Here is a 20,392-nt window from a genome sequence, read left to right as displayed (position 1 = left end):
GTGCCCCTGCACGCTCCGCTCAGGAAGAGCCAATGAACAACGCCGACGAGCAACCGGGCCCCGCCAGCAGCGCCTCTCGCTCCCACCGATTGTGGGACACCGATGACACCGAGCGCCGCCCTATCGCGCGGCCCGCTCCCGAGCACGGCGACCCGCCGCCAGCGAGGGTCCCGGGCGACGCGGACGACTGACCTTCAACCCAGCGCGACGCCAGCGTGGCTGACGATGGAGCCATCTTCGGCGTCGACGGTCTGCTCGTAGTGCACGAGCTCCGACGTGGCCGTCACCGCCTCCAAGACGCGCAGCAGCGAATAGATCGGCGCGAGCCCGCAGACGCGGCGCGTGTCGAGATCTTCCACCACGTGCTCCCAGAACTCGCGCGCACCGTCGCTGCGGGCGCTCGCGAGTGACGCGCGGTCGCGTCGCTCCAGCACGTCGCGAGCCTCCGCGTCGTAGGGTGAGCGATCGCCGAAGCGAGGCCCGACGTGCGCCATGTCGGCGCCCGCGATCACGACAGCCTTCGTACGGTCCACGAGCTCGCGCACGCTGTCGAGGAAGGCCTCGACGTCCGCGTCTTTGGACGGATCGGTGCGACGAGCCTGCTGACGGCCGAGCCCTGCGAGGATCGGCACGATGCGAAAGGGCCTCGCGCCCAAGAGGTGCTTCAGGAAGACGACTTGGAACTCGATGGAGTGCTCTCGCTTGTGGTTCATGAGGTCGGCGTGGACGTCGAACCGCGCTGCGTTGGCCAAGCGCGCGCACGCCGCGTCGTCGACGGGGACCGAGCCGAAGGGCGTGTCGAAGGCCTTTGGACAAACGGAGAACGGCGCGCGCATCGGCGCGTGCGAAGTGCCGAAGATGACGAAGGTCTCCACGTCGTCCGTGAGGCCCGCGGCGAGCGCCGCGTACGAGCGCCCATAGCCGGCCGCGCCGCGCCACGGATCGATGTGCGGGGCGACGAGCCCGCGGACCCTTCCTCGACGACTCGCGTCACGTTGTCGCGGCGCGCGCGCGAGGCATTCACTCTCGAGGTACTCACGAAGCTTGGTCGCGTCGCCGTGGTAGGCGCCGCCGGCGTGCGCGGCGGGCCGAACGGTCGCGTCGCGGAAGCGTTGCTCCACGCGCTCGCGCTCTCGTTCGAAGCGAGGTGTCTCGAGGAAGAACGCCTCGTCGAGCTCGCGCGCCAGGCCCTCGACGAAGTCCTTTGGCACGTCGCGGCCCAGCTCGCGCGAGGCGAGCGCCGCGATCTCCCGCACCGTGTGGTTCCCATCGAACAGCGCGACCACGGGGATCAGAGGCGGCGGCAGAACGGCCTGGCCTTCGGCGATGCCCTGCGTGTCGCGCAAGACCAGCACGCGCCCGTGCTCCGGGTCCGGTACGACGATCGACTCAAGGGGCCGCAGCCGGGGACGGGCAGGCGAGGGCACGTGGCTAGGGTAGCGCGGGGCCGTCGCCTGCGATAATGCATCCCGCGATGCCCCAACCGAGCTCCTGGCGCGACGACCCTGCGCGACGGCAGCTCCAAGAGCTGTACGCCGAGACCGATCGTGCGCTCGCGGGCTTCACGTGCCCCTCCTCGACCGACTGTTGTCACTTTGGTCGGACGGAGCGTGAGCCCTACCCGACGGCCGTGGAGGTCGCCGAGTTGGAGCACGCCATTCGTGCCATTGGAGGAGCGGCTGCGGTGCTTCGCGCGCCCACGAACGAGAGCGTGGGCGGTCGTCGCGGCGGCGCCCGTGCGCTGCCCGTGGTCGACGCCGAGCGTCGATGCCCGCTCCTGTCGGCGGAAGGACGCTGCCGCGTGTACGCGTCCCGTCCCTTCGGGTGCCGCACCTTCTTCTGCGAGCGCGCGACGCACGAGGACGGCGACAAGATGCCGCGCCGCGAGCTCCATGCCCTCGGCCGCCTCGTCGCAGACCTCTCGGCGAGCGCGTTCGATCGCGACCCCGGTCCTCGCACGTTGGGTAGCGCCCTTCAGGGGATTCGCGACGGCAAGACGGTGCTCGTAGCGCGGCGCGTTCATCTTGCGGCGGCGGCAGCGCCGGCCCGCACTCGTGCTCGCACGGGGCGCTCATGAAGGCCGAAGAGCCTTCGGCGCGCTGGCCCGGTCTGGCAGGTGGCGCGGCGTTCGCGGGGGCGCTCGCGCTCGCGGCGGCGATGTCCTTCACGTTCGGCGGTGGGCGCGAAGGGCGGCGTGCTCCGCCAAGCGTGCCGTCGGCTGCGAGCACGAGCACGGGCTTGGTGCCGCCCGGCAAAAGCGCAGCGAGCGCCTCCAAGGGCGAGGTTGGCGAGGAGGTGGAGGTCCGCCTGACCCACGTCGTGGACGGCGCGCGGGTCGATGTGCCGGGCCTGGCTCGCGGCGAAGGGCTCCTCGCGGCTCATTGGCGAAGGATGCAGCTTCCCTGGGTCTCGCTCGGCGCCCTTGGCCGAAGGGTGACCACGAGCATCGCCCTTCGCACGAGCGCCGATGAGAAGCAGTGGGCCATGCCCAAAAAGGACGGCGGCACCTGGGCGCCCGACGCGCGCATCTGGAACATGAACGAGGGGAGCTTCGATCAGCGCGAGGCGCTCTTTGCGCCAACGCCTGCAACCTACTCGTTTCCCGTCGTCGTTCCGCCGGCGGCGCGACTCACCTTCGCCGCCGGCGTGGCGGCCAGGGCGAAGGAGCCGGTGCTCTTCGCGGCCTTCGCCGTCGCCACGGAAGGCCCGGAACGGGGCGTCGAGAAGGAGCTGTGCAAGGTCACGCTCGAGGTCGACCAGAAGAGCGTCGAGCACAGAAGAGGTGATCAGAAGGCCACCGAGCAGAAGGCCGTCGACCAAGCCTGGCAAGACGTGTCGTGCGACCTCGCCGCTTTTGCGGGGCGCAGCCTCGAGCTCCGGCTGAAGACCTGGACGGCGCCCGCGGCGGCGCTCGAGACCAAGCCCGGCAAGCCACCGCCGGTCGCCGCGGGGCCGGCGCTGGCGCTCTTCGGGAATCCCGTCATCAGCGTGCGTCGGCCGACGGCCGTCCCGTACAACGTCCTCTTCATCGTCGTCGACGCGCTCCGGCCTGACGTCCTCGCGAGCTTCCACCAAGACGACGGCGGCCCGCCACCGGAGCTTGCGGCGCTCGATGCCCGCCTCCCGAAGGTGCCCGGACTCACGCCGGTCATCGACGAGCTGGCCAAGAAGAGCGTCATCTTCACGCGCGCGTGGTCTGGCGGCGCGTGGACGCGGCCCGGCACGTTGTCGATGCTCGGCGGCGCGCTCTCGTCGCAGCTCGGCATCGATCCCACGCCGTGGGTCGTGCCCGAGCCGCAGGTGACGGCGTATTACCGGTCCGAGCCGCCGCTCTTGCCGCTCCTCTTGCGAGGCGCGGGCGTCGCGACGCGCGCCTTCGTGAACAACTACTTCATGGTCGGCTACGCCGCTGTCGGCGTCGACATGGGCTTCGATCGGGTCGACGACCATCGGTATCGCACGCGCGACACCAAGGAAGTGACCGAGAGCGCGGTGCGCTACCTCCGCGAGCACAAGGACTCGCGGTTCTTCACGTTCGTGAACTACAACTCGCCGCACGAGCCTTGGGAGCCGCCGGATCGCTTCTTGGAACGGCTCCCTCCACCGTGCCGCGTCGCGAAGGCTGACGCAGGCGGAGCGCCGAGCGCATCGCCGACGCCGTGCGGTCCCAACGAGGACATCCCTCGCAAGTACATGGCCGAGGCGGCGAAAGACGACGAGGCCATCGGCGTCCTCTTGCAGACCCTTGATGCGCTCAAGCTGCGCGAGCGGACGCTGGTTGTGCTTACGGCCGACCACGGCGAGACGTTGTCGGCGGCGCACGCCGGTCGCTCGAAGCTCGACGACATGGCGGTGCGCTTTCACCACGCCGTCAGCAACTACGAAGAGACGACGCGGATTCCCATTGTGCTGAGCCTCCCGGGGGTCCTGCCGGAAGGCCGCGTGGTGCGCGCGCCGGTCTCGAACATGGACCTCCCGCCGACGATCCTCGAGCTCTTGGGGCGACCGGCCTCAAACAAGATGACGGGGCGCTCGCTCATGCCGCTCGTGCGGACGGCGGACGAAAAGAACGTCGCTCCTCGCCCCATTGTGAGCGAAGGTCGCGGCACGCGGGCCATTCTCTTCGGTGCGCACCGCTTGCTCCTTCGCGAGGGGGGCGCGCGCATCACGACCGTGGGCGACAAGATCTTCGATACGGGCCAGGAGCTCTACGACTTGGGGGTGGACCCCGGCGAGCGGCGTGATCTCTCCTCCCGCGAGATGGCGCGCGTGAACGAGCTGTCGGCGCGTCTCACGGCGTTCTTGAAGCGCGAGGTCACGGCCGACGAGGCGACCAAGGTCTCGGCCGCGTCGCCGCCGGGAGCCGGACCGTCAGCGGCCGACGACGGCGAAGGGGTCGTCGAGCTTCGTTTTGCGAGCGGGGGGCGGGGCCGTCGTTTCTCCGGGACGGCCACCGTGCCGAGCGGCAGCGTTCGCGCCGAGCCCATCGCGGCGCCGCCAACGGCGCTGCGCACGGAGGGCAACAAGGTGGAGTTTGCCATGACGGCGGGCAGCGACGAGGTGCCCGGCGTGCGCTTGCGCGTGGTGCCCAAGAGCGCCGTCGCGACGCTCGAGTGGCAGGTCTTCCTCGATGACGCCCCGATGCCGAAGGAGCGCTTCTACGGCGGAAGCTACGGCCTTCGCGAGGCTTCGCTGGAGCGCGGCCTCCAGGTCGACCGCGCCCGTGCTGCCGCTCAGAAGGGCGGGAGCGAGCCGGAGATCGACCCGGCGCGCGACCTCGGCGTCTTCGTGCTGGCCGTCGGCCCGGCGTCTGGTGGGGCCAGCGCTTCGGGGGGCGGCGCGTCGGCCCCCGAACGCGGGGCGAGCGGCGCCGCGGCCGCCGAGATGACGCGCCTGCTTCGCGAGTGGGGCTACGCGAACAAGGCCGCGCCCAAGTCCGAGAAGCGGTAAAAGGGTAGCCCATGCGGCTCGGCACCCTCCTCATCCACGACGTGCGCGAGATCCTTCGCGACGATCCGGAGCAGGTGCGGGAGCTCCTCGAAGAGATTCACCCCGAGGACATCGCCGATCTCGTCGCCGAGCTCGACGCCGACGAGGCGGCGCAGCTCCTCGAGCGGATGCCGTCGCGCGAGGCCGCCGACATCTTCGAGCGCCTCGATGACGACGAGCAGGGCGAGCTCGCCGTGCTCATGCCGCCGGCCTCGGTCGCGCAAATCGCCAGCGAGATGGCCGCCGACGAGCGCGCCGACTTCTTCAGCGTCTTGCCCGAGGCCCTCGGCGACGAAGTGCTCGAGCACCTCGACGAGGTCGACCACGAGGCGGCGCAAGAAGTCCGCGACATCGAGAAGTGGCCCGAGACGAGCGCTGCCCACTTGATGACGACGGAGTACGTGACCGTAGCCGTCACCGCGACCGTCGAGGACGCCATCGCCGCCGTTCGCAAGGAGGCGATGCTCGAGAGCGACGCCCCCGTCTACAACGTGTACGCCACGAGCAGCGACCACCGGCTCCTCGGCATCGCGTCGCTCCGGCAGCTCATCAGCTCCGAGGCGCACGAGAAGTTCGCCGATGTCATGCGCACGAACATCATCAGCGTGCCGCCCGACATGGACCAGGAAGAGGTCGCTCGCCGCATGGCGAAGTACGACCTCAACGCCATGCCCGTGATGGACGAGAAGAACGTCCTCCTCGGCATCATCACCATCGACGACGTCATCGACGTCCTCGCGGCGGAGCAGACGGAAGACGTCCAGAAGATCGGCGGTATCGCGCCCCTCGAGGTCTCGTATTTCAAGACCTCGTTCGTCTCGCTGGTTCAAAAGCGCGTCGTCTGGCTCATCGTGCTGTTCCTTGGCGGCTTCTTCACCGAGACGGCGCTTCGTCACTTCGACCCGGTGTTTCAGGCCGTCGTCGGCGCCAGCTACTACGTGCCGCTCCTCATCTCCGCGGGCGGCAACTCGGGCTCGCAATCGTCGACGCTCGTCATTCGAGGTCTCGCCGTGGGCGAGATTCAACTCGGGCACTGGTGGCGCATTCTCGCTCGCGAGGCGGGCATGGGGCTCGTGCTGGGGCTCATCCTTGGCGCCATCGGCTTCATGAAGGTGATGGCTTTCGGCACCATGTCGACGGCCTTCGCCGCGACCGTCGGGCTCACGCTCGTGGGCATCTGCATGACCGGCTGCACCGTCGGGTCGATGCTGCCCATCGGCCTGAAGCGCATCGGGCTCGACCCGGCCACCAGCTCCACACCGTTCATCGCGAGCCTCGTCGACGTCTGCGGCATCTTGGTCTTCGTCCACGTGGCGAAGATCATTCTTCGGTCGGTCATCGCAGCGCATGGCGCTGGGCACTGAGCGAAGGCGAGCTAAGAAGGGAAGTCTCGGCCGCAGCTCCAGCAGGTGACGCTTTGGGCCGTGTCGCCGCGCGAGACGGTCTCGCCGCAGGTGCAGGCCCAGCCGACGACGCGCGCCGGATTGCCCACGACGATGGCGTGCGACGGCACGTCGCGCGTGACGACAGCGCCGGCGCCGACCATGGCGCGCGCGCCGACGCGCACGGGGGCTACGAGGATCGAGCCTGCCCCGAGCGAGGCGCCCGCCTCGACGACCGTCTCGTCCCAGCCGGAGGCGCTCCGCGCGGTGCCGGCGCGCATGAAGTCGGCTCGCGGATGACGCACGTTGGTGAAGGTGACGCTCGGCCCGACGAACACGTCGGCCTCGAGCGTCACACCGGCCCAGACGGCGGTGTGGCTCTGGATGCGCGAGCCCGCGCCCACGTGGGCCCCTTTGGCGACGTGGCAGAAGACACCGACGACGGTGTCGGGCTCGAGCGTAGCGCCCTCTTCGACGGTGGCGGTGGCGGCGATCCGTGGCGGCGCGCCTGCCTTCTTCCGCCTCGGGGCACCAGGGCTCATGGGCGGCAGCATACGCTGACTCGGTCTCGTGCATCGATCTCGCCGCCTCGCGGTATGCTGCCGCACGTTATGGCCTCACGCTCGCGCTTCACGGGTCGCCTTGTTCCGCGCTGGTTCGTCGGCGGCTCGATCGCTCTGTGCGCGCTCGCGGCGACGGGCTGCCGCAAGAAGAAGATCATCGACGACGAGACGCTCTCTCTGGCCGTCGGCGCTCGCCACGCCTGCGCGCTCATGATCAACAAGGGCGTTCGCTGCTGGGGCGCCAACGACATGGGGCAACTCGGCGAGACGACGCGTGAGCCGCACCCGACGCCGGTTCGGTTGCGCGGCACGACGGAGCGTTACACGGATCTCGAGGCCGGCGGCACGATGACGTGCGCCCGCACGCAGGAGCGCGGCGTCGAGTGTTGGGGGAGCGTGCGGCGCGCCACCTCGCGCGGTGACGAGCCGGTGCCCATCGATGTCAGCAGCCTCAAAGACGTGGAGCAGATCGCGCTCGGCGAGAGCCACGGCTGCGTGCGCCTCGAGCAAGGCACCGTGCGTTGCTTCGGCAACAACGATCGCGGTCAGCTCGGCGCCGGTCACACCAATCGATTGCCGGGCGTCGTCGAGGTCAGCGGCCTTTGGGGCGTGGTCTGGCTCTCGGCCGGCAAGGAGCACACGTGCGCCGTGCTGACAGACACGTCGGTGCGCTGCTGGGGTCGAAACCACGAGGGCCAGCTCGGCGACGGCACCACGAAAGACAGCGCGAGTCCCGTCAGCGTCGCGCAGGTGCAGGGCGCCAAGCGCGTGGCCGCGGGGGGCGCGCACAGTTGCGCCCTCGTCAGCGACGGTGCCGTTCGCTGTTGGGGAAAAAACGACCACGGCCAGCTCGGCGATGGCACGAAGGTCCGCCACCCGATCGCGACGCCCGTCGCCAACCTATCGGAGCAAAAGGGCGTCGCCGCGGGCGACAGCCATAGCTGCTCCTTCGGCGTCGACGCCTCGGTGCGCTGCTGGGGCCAGAACAACCACAGCCAGATGGCCGACGGCACCAGCGACGATCGCACGACGCCTCACCGCGTCGCCGGCTTCGCCGGCCAAGGCATCACGGCGGTGCCGGAGCAGCCCTTTGCGCTCGCCGACGTGAAGCTCGGCGAGGGGTTCACCTGCGTGCGCGCCTCCGACAAGCGCATTCGCTGTTGGGGAAAGAACGACCAGGGCCAGGCCGGCGACGGCACACGCGAGGTCCGCGCCGTCCCGGTCGGCGTGAAGCTCCAGAAGGTCGTGGAGCCGTAGTAGCCCTCGTCAACTTGCGCTAGCGTCGCTCGCCCATGGCCCTCACCTACAAAGACGCGGGCGTAGACATCGACGCTGGCGATCGGCTCGTTGATCGCATCGGGCCTCTCGCCAAGAAGACCCGTATCCCCGAGGTGCTGGGCGACGTCGGGGGATTTGCCGGCCTCTGCGGCCTGCCGGCCGGCCTCAAAGAGCCCATCCTCGTGAGCGGCACCGACGGCGTCGGCACGAAGCTGAAGATCGCCTTCCAGACAGGCGTGCACGACACCATCGGCTTCGACCTCGTCGGCATGTGCGTCAACGATGTGCTCACGTGCGGCGCGCGGCCGCTCTTCTTCTTGGACTACTTCGGCACCGGAAAGCTCGACGTTGGGGTCGCCGAGAGCGTGATTCGAGGCATTGCTGACGCGTGCCTCGCGTCGGGCTGCGCGCTCTTGGGCGGAGAGACGGCGGAGCTGCCGGGCATGTACGCCGACGGTGAATACGATCTCGCCGGCTTCGTGGTCGGCGTCGTCGAGAAGGCACGCATCGTCGATGGCAAGCGTGTCTCGCCGGGCGACGTGGCCCTCGCGCTCCCGTCGAGCGGCCTTCACTCCAACGGCTACTCGCTCGCACGGCGCGCCGTCGACGCCGCGGGTCTCGCCCTCACCGACAAGCCCGACGAGCTCTTGGGCAAGACCGTGGCCGAGGCGCTCCTCACGCCCACGAAGCTCTATGCGAAGTGCATTCTTCCCCTCGTGGCCGAGGCGAGCGACGTCGACGTTCGCGCCATGGCGCACATCACCGGCGGCGGCCTGCCCGGCAACGTGCCGCGCGTCCTGCCGCACGGCCTGGGGCTCAAGCTCACCTCGTCGTGGAAGCGCCCTCCCATCATCGACCTCATCGCGCGCCGCGGCCCCGTCGCCGAAGAGGAGCTCCGCCGCACCTTCAACCTGGGCGTCGGGTACGTGGTCGTGGTGCCCATGGGCGACGCCGCCCGCGCCACGCAGCTCCTTCGCGAACAGGGCGAGGCTCCCTTCGTGCTCGGCGAGATCTGCTCGGTCGAGGCCGACACCGAGTTCGAGGCGAGGGTGATCTTTTGAAGCTCGGCGTCCTCGTCTCCGGGAGCGGCACGAACCTCGCGGCGATCCTCGACGCGACGGCGACGGGTCGCCTCTCGGCGAAGGTCGCCGTGGTCGTGTCGAACGTGGCGACGGCCTACGGCCTCGAGCGCGCCGAGCGAGCGAACGTCCCGACGGCCGTCGTCGATCATCGAGCCTTCGCGAACCGCGAGGAGTTCGACGCCGAGCTCGTGCGAACCTTGAAGGAGCACGGCGTCGATTGCGTCGTCCTCGCGGGCTTCATGCGGGTCGTGACGCGGGTCTTGCTCGACGCGTTTCCGCGCCGCGTCGTGAACATCCATCCGTCGCTCTTGCCGGCCTTTCCTGGCGTTCACGCGCAGCGCCAGGCGCTCGAATACGGCGTTCGCGTGGCCGGTTGCACGGTGCACTTCGTCGACGACGGCATGGACACGGGGCCCATCATCGCCCAGCGCGCGGTCTTCGTGGCGCCCGACGACACCGAGGCGACGCTCAAGGAGCGCATCTTGCGCGAGGAGCACGCCCTCTTGCCGGAGGTCCTCCAGTGGCTCGCCGACGATCGCGTCTACGTTGAAGCGCGAAGCCCGCGCCCCGTCGTGTTCGTTCGCCCGCCATCGAACCCGGGCGCGAGCGCCCGCGCCAACAGCAGCGGGACCTCCGAGCGATGAACCCGCGCGCGCTCTGGGAGAGCCTCGCGCAGAACCCGACGGTCCTCGCGATCTGGGCCGCGCGCATCGTCGGCGTCGTGGTGCTGACGGCGCTGCTCGGCTACGCGCTCCGCCGCCTCGGCCGCGCCCGCGATCGGCTCGCGAGCTTCTTTCAGCGCGCCCTCCACCGCCGCGGCGGCGGCCTCGTGGAGCGCTCCGCCGATATTCTGTACCGCGCCGTGCGCACCCTCCTCGGCGTCGTCCGCGTCGCCGTCTCGCTGGGCGTCGTTTACCTGTGGCTCGCCAGCGTCACGATCATCCTCGACCCCTCGCGTCGTCTCTTCGGACTGGTCGTCGCACCGCTCGTGTCGGCCTTTGAGACCGTCGGCACGGCGGCCGTCGACTTCATTCCGCATCTGATGATGCTCGTCGTCATCGTCGCCGTCGCGCGCTTCGCGACGCGCATGACCCACGTCTTCGCCGACGCCGTGACGGAGGGCGACATCGAGCTCTCCTGGCTCGACGCCGACGCCGTGGAGCCGACGCGTCGGCTCGTGACCATCGCGATCTGGCTCTTGGCTCTCGTGATGGGCGCGCCGTACCTGCCCGGCAGCCACTCGCGGGCCTTCCAGGGCATCGGCCTCGCCGTGGGCGTTCTCGTGTCGCTCGGGTCCGGCAGCGCCGCGGGCAACCTGCTCGCTGGGCTGGTGCTCATGTACGCGCGGGTCTTTCGTCCAGGCGATCGCATCAAAATCGGCGAGACCGTCGGCGACGTGGTCGCCCTCGGAGCCTTTACGACGCGCCTACGGACCATCAAGGACGAGGAGATCGTGATCCCCAACTCCATCGTCCAGCAGAGCGCGGTCACGAACTTCTCGCGCTACGCCCGCGAGGCCGGCGTGCAGATCTCGACGCGGATCACCATCGGCTACGAGACGCCTTGGCGAAAGGTCCACGAGCTCTTGCTTCGCGCTGCTCGGTCGACAGACGGCATCGAGACCACGCCGGCGCCCTACGTGCTGCAGCGCGCCCTCGGCGACTTTTACGTGACCTACGAGATCTGCGCGTTCTCGAAGAACAGCCGCGAGCTTCACCTCGTGGAGGCGCGCCTCTGCCAGGCGATCCAAGACTCGTTCTTCGCCGAGGGCGTGGAGATCTGCTCGCCGCACTACACGAGCCTGCGCGACGGCAGCCGCGCGGCGATTCCGCCGCAAGCGCACGCGTCGCCCGAGGGGTCGGTCGCGCCGCGTCGCCCCGGCTCGCCCTCGCCGACCTCAGCGGCGACCTCATCGGCGACCTGAGCGCCGAGCTGACCGCCGACCTGACCTATGTCGAAGCACTACGACGTCGCCGTGTTGGGAGGAGGGGTCGCGGCCCTTGCGGCGGCGGCGCTCTTGGCGCGCCGCTCGTGGCGCGTCGTCGTGGTGGGGAACGGTCACCGGCCCTGGCGCTACGGCTACGACGGGCTCTCGCTGGGGCGGCGACCGTTTTCCTTGCTCGCCGGCGGCTCGCCGGTGCTCTCGCGGATCCTGTCGGAGATCGCCCAGAGTCAGACGTTTCAACGGCGCGCGCGCGCTTTGCCCAGCGTGCAAGTCTTGACGCCCGAGCTGCGGATGGATCTCCCCACCGATCCGGCGGAGCTCTCGCGCGAGATTGAGCGTGAGTTTCCCGCGGCGCGGCGCATCGCGCTCGAGGTGGCCGCTGAGATCACGCGAACGCAAGCGGCCGGCGACGCGGCGTTTCGCGAAGACGCCGTCTGGCCGCCGGGCGGCTTTTGGGAGCGCCGCGAGACCGCGCGCTTCGTGGCGAGCCTGTCCCAAGAGGGCGGCGCCGAGGCGCTCGTCGCCGAGCTGCCCAAAGATCACGCGCTCCGGCGCATCCTCGAGGCGCCGCCTCGCTTCGCGAGCCATCGAGCCACGAGCGGCGCGCTCTCGCCGTTCGCGTTCGCGCGGCTCTTCGGCGCGTGGACGCGCGAGCTCGTGGAGCTTCCGAACGGCGAAGACGAGGCGCTGGAGCTGTTTCGCGATCGCGTCCGCGCTCACGGTGGCGAGCTGCTCTTGCAGGAGCAGGTGTCCAAGGTCGTCACGAAGGGCAGCCGCGTCGCGGGCGTCGAGCTCATCGGCGGCGGCACCTTCGGTGTGCAGTTCGTCGTCGGCGAATCGACCTCGGCCGACCTCCTCAGCCTCGCGCCCGACTGCGAGCCGTCGCGTCGCGCCCTCGATGCGATGCCGCGCGTCACGGCGACGGAGCATCGCTTCGTCTTGTCGCTCCTGGTCCGAAAGGAGGCGCTGCCGGCGCCGCTCGGACGCGAGGCCTTCGTGCTGCCGGCGCCGCCCGACGCGCCGCTTCACCTGCAGCGCTTCGACGACGACGACACCTCACTGCTCGTCGTCGAGACGCTCGTGAGCAAGCCGTGGCCTGCCGACGTCATGCGTGAGCGGCTCCTCGCGGTCCTCGAGGACCACTTGCCGTTTTTGACGCGGCACTTGCTCGTCGTCGATTCGGTGCACGACGGCCGACCGCTGTGGGACTTTCGCGGCGGCACCCGCAAGGACGTGGAGCGCGTGCTCCTTCGCAACAGCGGCGGCGTGTCGTCGGCCGAGCCCATGGCGCCGCTCTACGACGTGAGTCCATCACGGCTCCTCGATCTCGCGGGCGACGACGTGCGCGTGCCCGTTGGCAACGCGTTCGTCGTGGGCGCGAGCGTGCTCCCTGCGCTCGGGCAAGAGGGCGAGCTCTTGTCGGCGTGGAGCGTGGCGCGAATCATCACCCGCACCGACCGTCGCAAGGAGAAGATGCGGCGCGAGATGTGGAGCAAGATCGAGCTTCGATGAAGCGGACGTGGAACAAGCTCGCGGAGCCGCGCCAGGCCGCGCGGCTGCTCGGCGCGCGCCCCCTCGCGCTAACGTTGCTGCTCGGGCTCCCTGTCGCGCTCGGCGGTTGCCCATCGCGCGATCGGGAAGAGGCAGACCTCTTGTCGCGCGCCGTGGAGCAATTGCGCGCGGCGCCGAACGAGAAGAAGGGCGAGCTCTTGCCGCTCTTGGTCTCGGTGCCGTGTGGCGCGAAGGCGACGTGCGACGCGAAGGCCCAGTGCCTCGAGTTTGCGGAGAAGACGGCTGCCGCGATGGAGCGCAAGGCCGAGGCGGAGCGCGGCCTCGCCGACGTGAAGGCCGGCCGCGTCGACAAAGAGAGCGCCGCGGCGGGAGCGCTGTTCGGAAAGCTCGACGAGAGCTTGAGGCTCTTGCGCGAGGGGCAAGACGCGCTCGGGAAATGCGACGACGCGCTGGTTCGCCTTCGTCGCGCGGCTCGGTAGGGCGTCGCGCCTGAGTTCGAGCGCTAGCGCCTCAGGGCAGGGCGGTGGGCCGTCAGTCGTCTTTCTCTTTCGTGAGGATCTCCTCGAGATCCGCCAGATCGAGCCGCGAGGCGCGGAGCTTTTGGAACGCGCTCTCGATGACCTCGCTCACAGTGGTCTTCTCCGCGCGCGGCGAGCGGCGCAGATCACCAAGGGCCTTCTCGAGATCCGTTTCGGCGGCAGCGATGGCGTCCTTGGCGGACTCAATCTTCGTCAGAATCCCCTGTTTCTTCATCTTCGTCTCCATCGGGTTCGTACTGACGCCAGTCGTGCTTGGCCCGCTGGTACGCGAGGCTCGACGCGAATTGTACCTCCTCGACCGAGATCCCCTCGAATCCCTTCCGCGAAAGCTCCGCTTCGAAATACGCGCGGATGCGAGCGCGGGCCTCGGGCATCGTGCCGGGCCAGCCGCCCGCGATTGGACGACCTTCGCGGCGCACCGCGTCGCAGACGCCGCGGGCCCAGGTGGCGCCCGTGAGGAGCGCGCCGTCTCGCAAGAGTGCGCGGCGCGCTTCGGCCGCGGTCAAGCGGACTCCGGGCGCGTGGGCCCGAAGGCGCAGGACGGGGCGGGGCGCAGAGCCGGGCGGGGAAGGGGAGAGCCACGCGCCGCGGAGGCGCTTGGCGGGTGATGAGAGGAGAGGGCACGCATGGTGGCTCCGACCGGTTTGGCCGGGACCGACCACGGCGAAAAGGTTCATGATGCATAGCACCCCTTGGCCGGCCGCGTGGGACGGACCGCGCCCCGCGGGGCCGGGGATGCGGGCCAGGGCCGCGCCCGCGCGCCGCCGGTCCGGACCGCGGCCAAGGGCCCGCGGCTCCAGGGAAATTGGCCGACAATTAGCATGCTAATTTGTCGACCCGCGGGCCCGCCCGCCCCGGCCCGGCCGCCGCCCGGCCGCCCCCGTCCGGCCGCATGCCCCCGCCGTGCTACCCGCCCGCCACCGCCCGTCGCGGCCCAAAATTCGTCGTCTTGGAGGGCGGCGACGTACGATCGACCCTGCATGCGAATCCTTTCGTCTCTCGGTTGGTCGTCTCTCGGTCTGCGTCCCCCGTCGCGCCTCACGCGTTCGTCCTTGGCGCTCCTGGCCTTTGCGGCGGCCTCCGTCGCCTGGTCAGGCGATGCGAGCGCGCAAACGAAGAAGTCCGGGAAACCGGAGCTGACGGACAACCGAGGCAACGCCTTGGGCCGCCTCGTCATGCTCCACGATCTCGAGGCCTCGAGGCAGATTCAGGTCGGGCGCGCCCGGCTGAAGCAAGGCGATTGCAAGGGTGCCCTCGATGCCTTCGACGCTTCGCTCAAGGGGTCGAACGATCCCACGGTGAGGCGCGATCGAGGCCTGTGCCACGAGAAGCTTGGGCATCCCATACCGGCCATCGAGGACTACCGCGTCTACCTCACGGCCTTGCCCGATGCGCAAGACGCGCCCGACATCCGCGATCGCCTGGAGCGGTTGCGGGGCGATCCCGCCGCCGACGAGAAGCCCGAGATCGTCGAAGATCCGACGCTCAAGAAGGGCGGCGCGAGGGCGAGCTTCAGCGTCAAGGCCAACAGCGACGGCGTGAGCGCCGGTGGCGACACGAGCGGCGGCGGGCCGGGCGTCGACGTGGCGCCGTCGAAGGAGATGAACGGGCACGATGCCGCGCGCGTCCTCGATCGGCGCGAGAAGCTCGAGGCGCGCCAGCTCGAGTCGAACGGCTCCGCGCTCCGCAAGGGGACCGGGCCGGTCTTGGGCGTCGCCGTCGGACCTCGCTTCTGGGCCTTCGAGAACAGCAATCGCGGCGTCGACCCCGGCTACATGGTGGCGGGAACGATTCGCTACTCGACGGGCCCGTCGATGACCGTTCACGGTGACGTGGGCTACACGTCGATTCAAGGGCAGGGGACCGCGTCGACCTTCGGCGGCTTGTCACTCCTCGGCGGTCTCGAGTGGCGCATCGCCCTCGACCCGTATGTGACGGACGCGCTCGTCGCCGGGGTCGGGCTCGCCTACGAGCGCTACAAGGTCGACTCGGCGGGCCTCGTGTTCTCGCTCTTCATGCCGCGCGGTCGCTTCGGCTACCGGCACGTCTTCGGTCCGTCCTTCGCGCTCGAAGCGACGGCCGACGTCGGCATGGGCTTCGGGAGCATCGTCGATCGCGACGCGAGCAGCTTCACGGTCGTGGCCTTCGGGCCCAACGTGGGCGCCGTGGCCGCGTTTTAGAAGCGGAGGGCGGGCGACTCGGGCGCGAAGGCGCGAAGGCGCGGGCGGGCCGCCGCGCGAACGTGCCGGATAGTGCGCCGCGAAGGGGCACGCGGGCGCTCGTCGCGAAGATGGTGAGTCGCGATCATTGTGTCGTGACGCATCCATGTTTGGAGTTGGGCGCCCTCAGGCCAGCCCGTTGCGGATCGCAACGATTTCCGGGCCTTTGCGAAAATCGCCCGTTGCCGTGAGCCGTTGTTGTCATTCGGAGTCACCCGGATAGCGTGGCAGTCATGGCCCTTGAGAGCGCCGCCGCGTCCGGGGCGCAGGCGCCCCTGACCCTCGACGAGGCGTTCCGTGAGCACGGGCGTTTCGTCGCCGGGGTGGCGTATCGCGTTCTTGGGCGAGACTCCGATGTGGACGACGTCGTGCAAGACGTCTTTCTCGACGCGATGCGCGGCCTGCAGCAGCTTCGCGACGCGCAGGCCATTCGCGGGTGGCTCCGCGTGGTAGCCATCCGAAAATGCAAACGCCGTCTGTCAGTTCGACGCCTCAAGGGCGTATTGGGCTTCGATGACGCCCCCAGCTACGCGGAGGTCGCGTCGCCCGACGCGAGTCCCGAGCAGCGAGCGTTGCTCACGCGCGTGTACGCGGCGCTTGACCGAATTCCCGCGGAGGAACGCGTCGCGTGGATTGTTCGTCATATCGAGGAGGAGAAGCTCGAGGATGTCGCGCGTCTGTGCGGCTGCTCACTCGCAACGGCCAAGCGTCGCATCGCCGCTGCCGAGGCTAAACTCCGGGAGATGTTTTCCCAATGAATGAGCTCGAAGATCAGGTGCGCGGGGTACGGGTCTCCCCGCCTTGGGACGATGCGCGCGACCAGCGCGTGGCGCTTGGGCTTCGGCGGCGGAAGCGCCGGCGCGACCAGGCTCGACGCGTCGCCATCGTTGCGTCACTTGCCGTCGTGTTGCTCGTTGGGACGCTCGCGGGCACGGGTGGTCTCGCGAACGCAGCGGCGGCCGTGCGTCGCTGGGTCGCGAACGTCGTCGCCGCTCCGACCGCAGTCGAGACGGTCTCGTCTGCACCCGCCTTGCCCGCGCTGCGATCCAATGAACGCGTCGCGCGCGCGCCCGTAACCGTCGAGCCGTTCGGACAGGCGACGTCGGATGCAGGCCTTGCGGAGCAAGGAAAGGGCGGCGAGACGCTCGCACCGAGCGCGGAGCGCGTCGCGCAGAAGGTCCCTGAGAAGAAGTCGGCGGCTTCGACGACCGATTGGCGCACGTTCGCGCACGCACGGGACTTTGTCCGCGCGTATGAGGCCCTCCGTGTCGATCACCGGGACGTGAAGGACGAGGCGCAAGATCTCCTCCTCGCGTCCGACGTTGCGAGGCTGAGCAACCATCCCGAGGAGGCGCTCGCTCCGCTTCGCCGCATCGTGCGCGAGCACCGCTCCGACTCACGAGCTCAGCTCGCCGCGTTCACCCTCGGTCGCGTCCTGCTTCAAGACTTGAAGCGGCCCGCGGAGGCCGCCGAAGCTTTCGCGGAAGCGCGTGCCCTCGACAAGAACGGATCCATGTCGGAAGACGCCCTTGCTCGCGAAGTGGAGGCCGCGTCGTTGGCCGGCGATGCCATGCGCGCGCGTGCGCGGGCTGAGGAATACGTCGCGACCTACCCCGCGGGACTCCGTCTCGACAGCGTGAGGCGCTTCGGGGGCCTTCGGTGAACGGGCGGGGGGCCCGTTGGTCTGCGGCCGGGGTGCTTGCGGCGAGTCATGTTCTCGTCGCGAACGAAGCACCTGCGCAAGACGCTGCGTCGCCGCGCGTCGCGCTCGCGACGGAGGCCTGCGTCGGCACCGACGGTGCTCCCTTCGCCGCAGCGGCGGAGACCGCGAAGCTGCTCGCATTGGAGCTGCGTGCCGTTGTGGTGGCCGCCCAGGATGACGTCACGCTTGTCCGTGTAGCATGCACGCCGCCGCTAACGTTGCTCCAGGTCGACGACCCTCTTACGCGCAAGACGCTGCTCCGGAAAGTGGACCTGTCCGCATTTCCGGCCACGGCTCGCGCGCGGGCGTTGGCGCTCGCGGCCGCCGAGCTCGTGGCCGCCAGTTGGGCCGAGGCGGCTATCAATCCGGAGCCCAAGGTCGAGCCGGCGGGGCCCCCGCCGCCGAAGGTCGAGCGCGAGACTGTCGCCGCTCGTGTCCCCGTGGTCGCGACCGTGGTGGCGCCTGCCAACACGCTCGGCACCCCACGCAAGCGTCACGCGCTCAGCGTTGCCGCTGCGGGCAAGAGCGTGGTGGGCGAGATCAACCAGTTCGGAGGAACGTTGCGCTATGCCGGTGACCTAACCGAGCGTCGGCTAGGGCTCGGTGTGTCGCTCGACCTAAGCGCGGTTCAAGGGCGCACGAGAGTCGAACTCGGCGGCGTCGCTGCCAGCGTGGTGGACGTGGCGGGTGGTCTTCACGGATTCGCGCTCGTTGGCGACAGGTGGAAGGTGCGCGGGGGAGTTGGCCTGCGCGTCGGGAGTGCGCGCCTCGAGGGGATTCCGTCGACCGTGGGAGGCGCGGCGGCCGACTCGGTGGCGTCGGTCTTCTCGGCGCCCCACGGCGCGCTCGGCCTCCTGTTTCAGACGGAGTCGGCGCTCTTCGTGGAAGGCGGCGTCGAGGGTGGGATCATCCTCTCGGGACCGGTCGGACGCGTCGTCGCGCCTGGGCGTGTCGACACGGTCGCCTTCGCGGGCGTCTACGTGGCGCCTACGCTGGGCGCAGGAGCCGCATTTTGAACGCCAAACCGGTCGTCTCGTCGGCTCTCGCCGCCTCGTGGTTGCTTGCGTACGCCTGCGCGGGTCCGGAGGTGGACATCCTCTCCCTGCGTGACGACAGTCGCGACGCCGCGAGCCAGGCGGAGACCGCCGAAGCGGCGTCGCCGGAGGCCAGCGTCTCGCACGAGGCTGCCGTCGACGCATCCGTTGCGGATGGAGCGTCTGATGCGCCGGTGGATGCGTGCGCGAACAAGGATCTAGCCAGCGACCCGGCTCATTGCGGCGCGTGTTTTCGGAGCTGCCTCGGAGGAGCTTGCACCAACGGAGCGTGCAGCGCGGTCTTGGTCGCCACGGCAACTTCGCCTGCCGGCGTCGCCGTCGATTCGCAGCGCGTCTACTTTGCAGAGGCCACGACTAGCGGCGCTGTCTATTCGGTTCGCAAGGATGGTGGCGACAAGCGTCAGCTCGTGGCTGGTCTTGCCTCGCCGCAGCGCCTAGCCGTCGACGACTCGTACGTCTTCTATACGACCGTTGGCGTGCCCGGCATTGTCGGCAGGGTCGACAAAGACGGCGCCAACGCGCTGGTTCTGACAAGGACGAACGCGAGCCCCGGAAGCCTCCTCCGCGACGGCACCGACGTTCTCTTTGTCGACCTCTACTCGGCGACGATCCGCAAGGTGCCCGTCCTGGGCCTTTCCGATGCAGGGCTCGCACCCGCGCTCGCCAGTGCTGGCAACTACCCGTGGGGTATCTCCACGGCCGGCGGGGAGGTTGTGTGGAGCGCCCGGGGGACCTTGGTCACGGGTGACGCGGGCCCGCCCGGCTTCACGGCTGCCGATGGCGTTCTTTACGGCGCGCCCAAGGACGGCTCCGGCAGTCGCCGCACGATCGTGGCCGACCAAAGAGAGCCGCTCGGGGTCGCCGCGGACGCCTCGGGCATCTACTGGGTGACGGGCGTCGGCGGAGAAGTCATCAAGCTGGCTGCCGGCGCTGCGACACCCGCGCCGCTGGTGTCGAACCAACCGTCTCCCTGGGGCATCGCGCTCGACGCGACCCATGTGTACTTTACCTGTTTCGGCGGCGCCGCCGGAAAGGGCATCGTCGCGCGAGTCCGGAAGGATGGCACCTCGACAACGGCGGAGGTCCTCGTCTCGGAGTTGGCGTTCCCGTCCACCCTCGCGCTCGACGAGGACGCTGTGTACTGGACCAACACCCATGGCGGTTCGGTTATGAAGGTCGCGAAGTAGTCCACCGCCATCGACAATCGTGCGCGTCGGTGAGCCGATCGGGTTCGATGCAAGCACTCCATGTCGTCTTCGGTCGCGCGAGCGGCCGGACGGCAGGCTGAGACCTCGCAGGCCGCTCCCGGACCCAGCGAGCAACCACGTGCGTCAAAGTCAGACACACGAAATTGGCACTGAAGATCAACGGATTGCCGCGTGCGGGAATGTGCCCGCCTCGGTAACGTGATGGTGACTGGCGTTTTGTCCCTGGCGGGATAGAACCGGTGGCTGTTCACGCGCTCGCTCGCAGGGCGCGCGGACGTGCGTTCCCAGAACGCGGAGGGGTCGATGCGCATCCAGGTCTTGAACGGAGTTTTGCCGGTTCTTGCTCTCGTCGGCCTCGGCGCCGCCGCGGGCTGCGGCTCGAACGAGTCGTCCACCGACAGCGCGCAAGCCTTCTCGAAGAAGGCGCCTGTCGCTCACGACGACGATGAGTGCGACGACAAGGACGATCAGTGGCCGCACGACTGGGAGAAGCCCGGCAACGGTCCGAAGAAGAAGTGCAAGGACGCGGGCTCGCCCCCGCCCCCGCCCCCGAGCGAGTGTGACGCCAGCGTCCCGCCGCCTCCGCCGCCAGGACCCGACGCGGGCACGCCTCCGCCTCCGCCTTGCGGGTTCACGCCGTACAACGACGGGCTCGTTGGCGGCCAGATCGCTGACGTCGCCTACGATCCCCGCGCGCCCGGCGTCGCGTGGGCCGCAGCGGGACCGCGATTGTTCAAGAGCACCGACTCGGGCGCGACGTGGTCGATGGTCTGGGAAGGGACCTTCGGCTTCCGCAAACTCTCGCTGCCCGTGGGCGACCCGAAGGTCCTGATGGCGGCGACGAGCAGCGGCGTCGCGAAGTCGACCGATGGTGGCGTCACCTGGAACGTGATCTCACTCGACGGCCTATCCATCTCG

Annotated in this window: 19 protein-coding genes; 15 read left to right on the top strand and 4 right to left on the bottom strand. The window is 69.6% G+C overall.

Annotated elements, in window-relative coordinates; genetic code table 11:
- Positions 1 to 194: 194 nt before the first annotated feature.
- Entirely contained in the window at positions 195 to 1,427 is a 1,233-nt protein-coding gene (gene amrB / locus IPG50_25065; protein ID MBK6695455.1) for an AmmeMemoRadiSam system protein B, read from the bottom strand.
- A 47-nt stretch (positions 1,428 to 1,474) separates the two neighbouring features.
- On the opposite strand from amrB, the gene IPG50_25060 reads away from it, so the two are divergent.
- From IPG50_25060 to mgtE, 3 genes are read left to right on the top strand one after another with little or no spacing between them, the layout of a single operon-like run.
- Positions 1,475 to 2,077: a YkgJ family cysteine cluster protein gene (locus tag IPG50_25060; GenBank protein ID MBK6695454.1), complete on the top strand. Its 603-nt coding sequence runs from the start codon at positions 1,475 to 1,477 to the stop codon at positions 2,075 to 2,077.
- Complete coding sequence (locus IPG50_25055) at positions 2,074 to 4,950, top strand: sulfatase (GenBank protein ID MBK6695453.1); 2,877 nt, start codon at positions 2,074 to 2,076, stop codon at positions 4,948 to 4,950. Before IPG50_25060 ends, IPG50_25055 begins: the two co-directional genes overlap by 4 nt.
- An 11-nt stretch (positions 4,951 to 4,961) precedes the next feature.
- Positions 4,962 to 6,353 carry a magnesium transporter gene (gene mgtE / locus IPG50_25050; GenBank protein ID MBK6695452.1) on the top strand — a complete coding sequence of 464 codons (1,392 nt, stop codon included), beginning with the start codon at positions 4,962 to 4,964 and terminating at the stop codon, positions 6,351 to 6,353.
- A gap of 11 nt (positions 6,354 to 6,364) precedes the next feature.
- Here mgtE and IPG50_25045 read toward each other — a convergent pair whose 3' ends face one another.
- A complete protein-coding gene (locus IPG50_25045) occupies positions 6,365 to 6,913 on the bottom strand; it encodes an N-acetyltransferase (protein MBK6695451.1) in 549 nt (182 codons plus the stop codon).
- Between the two features lie 69 nt (positions 6,914 to 6,982).
- On the opposite strand from IPG50_25045, the gene IPG50_25040 reads away from it, so the two are divergent.
- The 6 genes from IPG50_25040 to IPG50_25015 are packed head-to-tail and all read left to right on the top strand — an operon-like array spanning position 6,983 to position 13,230.
- Complete coding sequence (locus tag IPG50_25040; GenBank protein MBK6695450.1) at positions 6,983 to 8,191, top strand: hypothetical protein; 1,209 nt, start codon at positions 6,983 to 6,985, stop codon at positions 8,189 to 8,191.
- Between the two features lie 35 nt (positions 8,192 to 8,226).
- Positions 8,227 to 9,273: a phosphoribosylformylglycinamidine cyclo-ligase gene (locus IPG50_25035; protein ID MBK6695449.1), complete on the top strand. Its 1,047-nt coding sequence runs from the start codon at positions 8,227 to 8,229 to the stop codon at positions 9,271 to 9,273.
- Positions 9,270 to 9,938, top strand: a complete 669-nt coding sequence (locus IPG50_25030; GenBank protein MBK6695448.1) for a phosphoribosylglycinamide formyltransferase — start codon at positions 9,270 to 9,272, stop codon at positions 9,936 to 9,938. The genes IPG50_25035 and IPG50_25030 overlap by 4 nt, the downstream gene beginning before the upstream one ends.
- Positions 9,935 to 11,218 (top strand): mechanosensitive ion channel, encoded by a 1,284-nt coding sequence (locus IPG50_25025; protein MBK6695447.1) that lies wholly within the window; start codon positions 9,935 to 9,937, stop codon positions 11,216 to 11,218. Before IPG50_25030 ends, IPG50_25025 begins: the two co-directional genes overlap by 4 nt.
- 27 nt (positions 11,219 to 11,245) lie before the next feature.
- Positions 11,246 to 12,751 (top strand): phytoene dehydrogenase, encoded by a 1,506-nt coding sequence (locus IPG50_25020; GenBank protein ID MBK6695446.1) that lies wholly within the window; start codon positions 11,246 to 11,248, stop codon positions 12,749 to 12,751.
- Entirely contained in the window at positions 12,748 to 13,230 is a 483-nt protein-coding gene (locus IPG50_25015; protein ID MBK6695445.1) for a hypothetical protein, read from the top strand. Before IPG50_25020 ends, IPG50_25015 begins: the two co-directional genes overlap by 4 nt.
- A 52-nt stretch (positions 13,231 to 13,282) precedes the next feature.
- On the opposite strand, the gene IPG50_25010 is transcribed toward IPG50_25015, so the two are convergent.
- On the bottom strand, positions 13,283 to 13,504 hold the full coding sequence (locus IPG50_25010; protein ID MBK6695444.1) for a hypothetical protein: 222 nt from the start codon (positions 13,502 to 13,504) through the stop codon (positions 13,283 to 13,285).
- Positions 13,473 to 13,796 (bottom strand): hypothetical protein, encoded by a 324-nt coding sequence (locus tag IPG50_25005; protein ID MBK6695443.1) that lies wholly within the window; start codon positions 13,794 to 13,796, stop codon positions 13,473 to 13,475. Before IPG50_25005 ends, IPG50_25010 begins: the two co-directional genes overlap by 32 nt.
- 474 nt (positions 13,797 to 14,270) lie before the next feature.
- Between IPG50_25005 and IPG50_25000 the strand changes: the two genes are divergently transcribed.
- The 6 genes from IPG50_25000 to IPG50_24975 form a co-directional block, all read left to right on the top strand.
- Positions 14,271 to 15,470, top strand: a complete 1,200-nt coding sequence (locus tag IPG50_25000; protein ID MBK6695442.1) for a hypothetical protein — start codon at positions 14,271 to 14,273, stop codon at positions 15,468 to 15,470.
- A 272-nt stretch (positions 15,471 to 15,742) separates the two neighbouring features.
- Positions 15,743 to 16,267, top strand: a complete 525-nt coding sequence (locus IPG50_24995; GenBank protein ID MBK6695441.1) for a sigma-70 family RNA polymerase sigma factor — start codon at positions 15,743 to 15,745, stop codon at positions 16,265 to 16,267.
- Complete coding sequence (locus IPG50_24990) at positions 16,264 to 17,172, top strand: hypothetical protein (protein MBK6695440.1); 909 nt, start codon at positions 16,264 to 16,266, stop codon at positions 17,170 to 17,172. Before IPG50_24995 ends, IPG50_24990 begins: the two co-directional genes overlap by 4 nt.
- Before the next feature lie 32 nt (positions 17,173 to 17,204).
- A complete protein-coding gene (locus IPG50_24985; protein MBK6695439.1) occupies positions 17,205 to 18,227 on the top strand; it encodes a hypothetical protein in 1,023 nt (340 codons plus the stop codon).
- 71 nt (positions 18,228 to 18,298) lie between these two features.
- Positions 18,299 to 19,453: a hypothetical protein gene (locus tag IPG50_24980; protein MBK6695438.1), complete on the top strand. Its 1,155-nt coding sequence runs from the start codon at positions 18,299 to 18,301 to the stop codon at positions 19,451 to 19,453.
- Between the two features lie 297 nt (positions 19,454 to 19,750).
- The coding region (locus tag IPG50_24975; protein MBK6695437.1) for a hypothetical protein at positions 19,751 to 20,392 on the top strand (642 nt) is incomplete at its 3' end.

It is taken from the genome of Myxococcales bacterium, assembly GCA_016703425.1.
In the GTDB taxonomy this organism is placed as follows: domain Bacteria; phylum Myxococcota_A; class Polyangia; order Polyangiales; family Polyangiaceae; genus JADJCA01.
The sequence above is the reverse complement of the archived record's forward strand: the minus strand, read 5'-3'. Positions and strand labels throughout refer to the sequence as shown.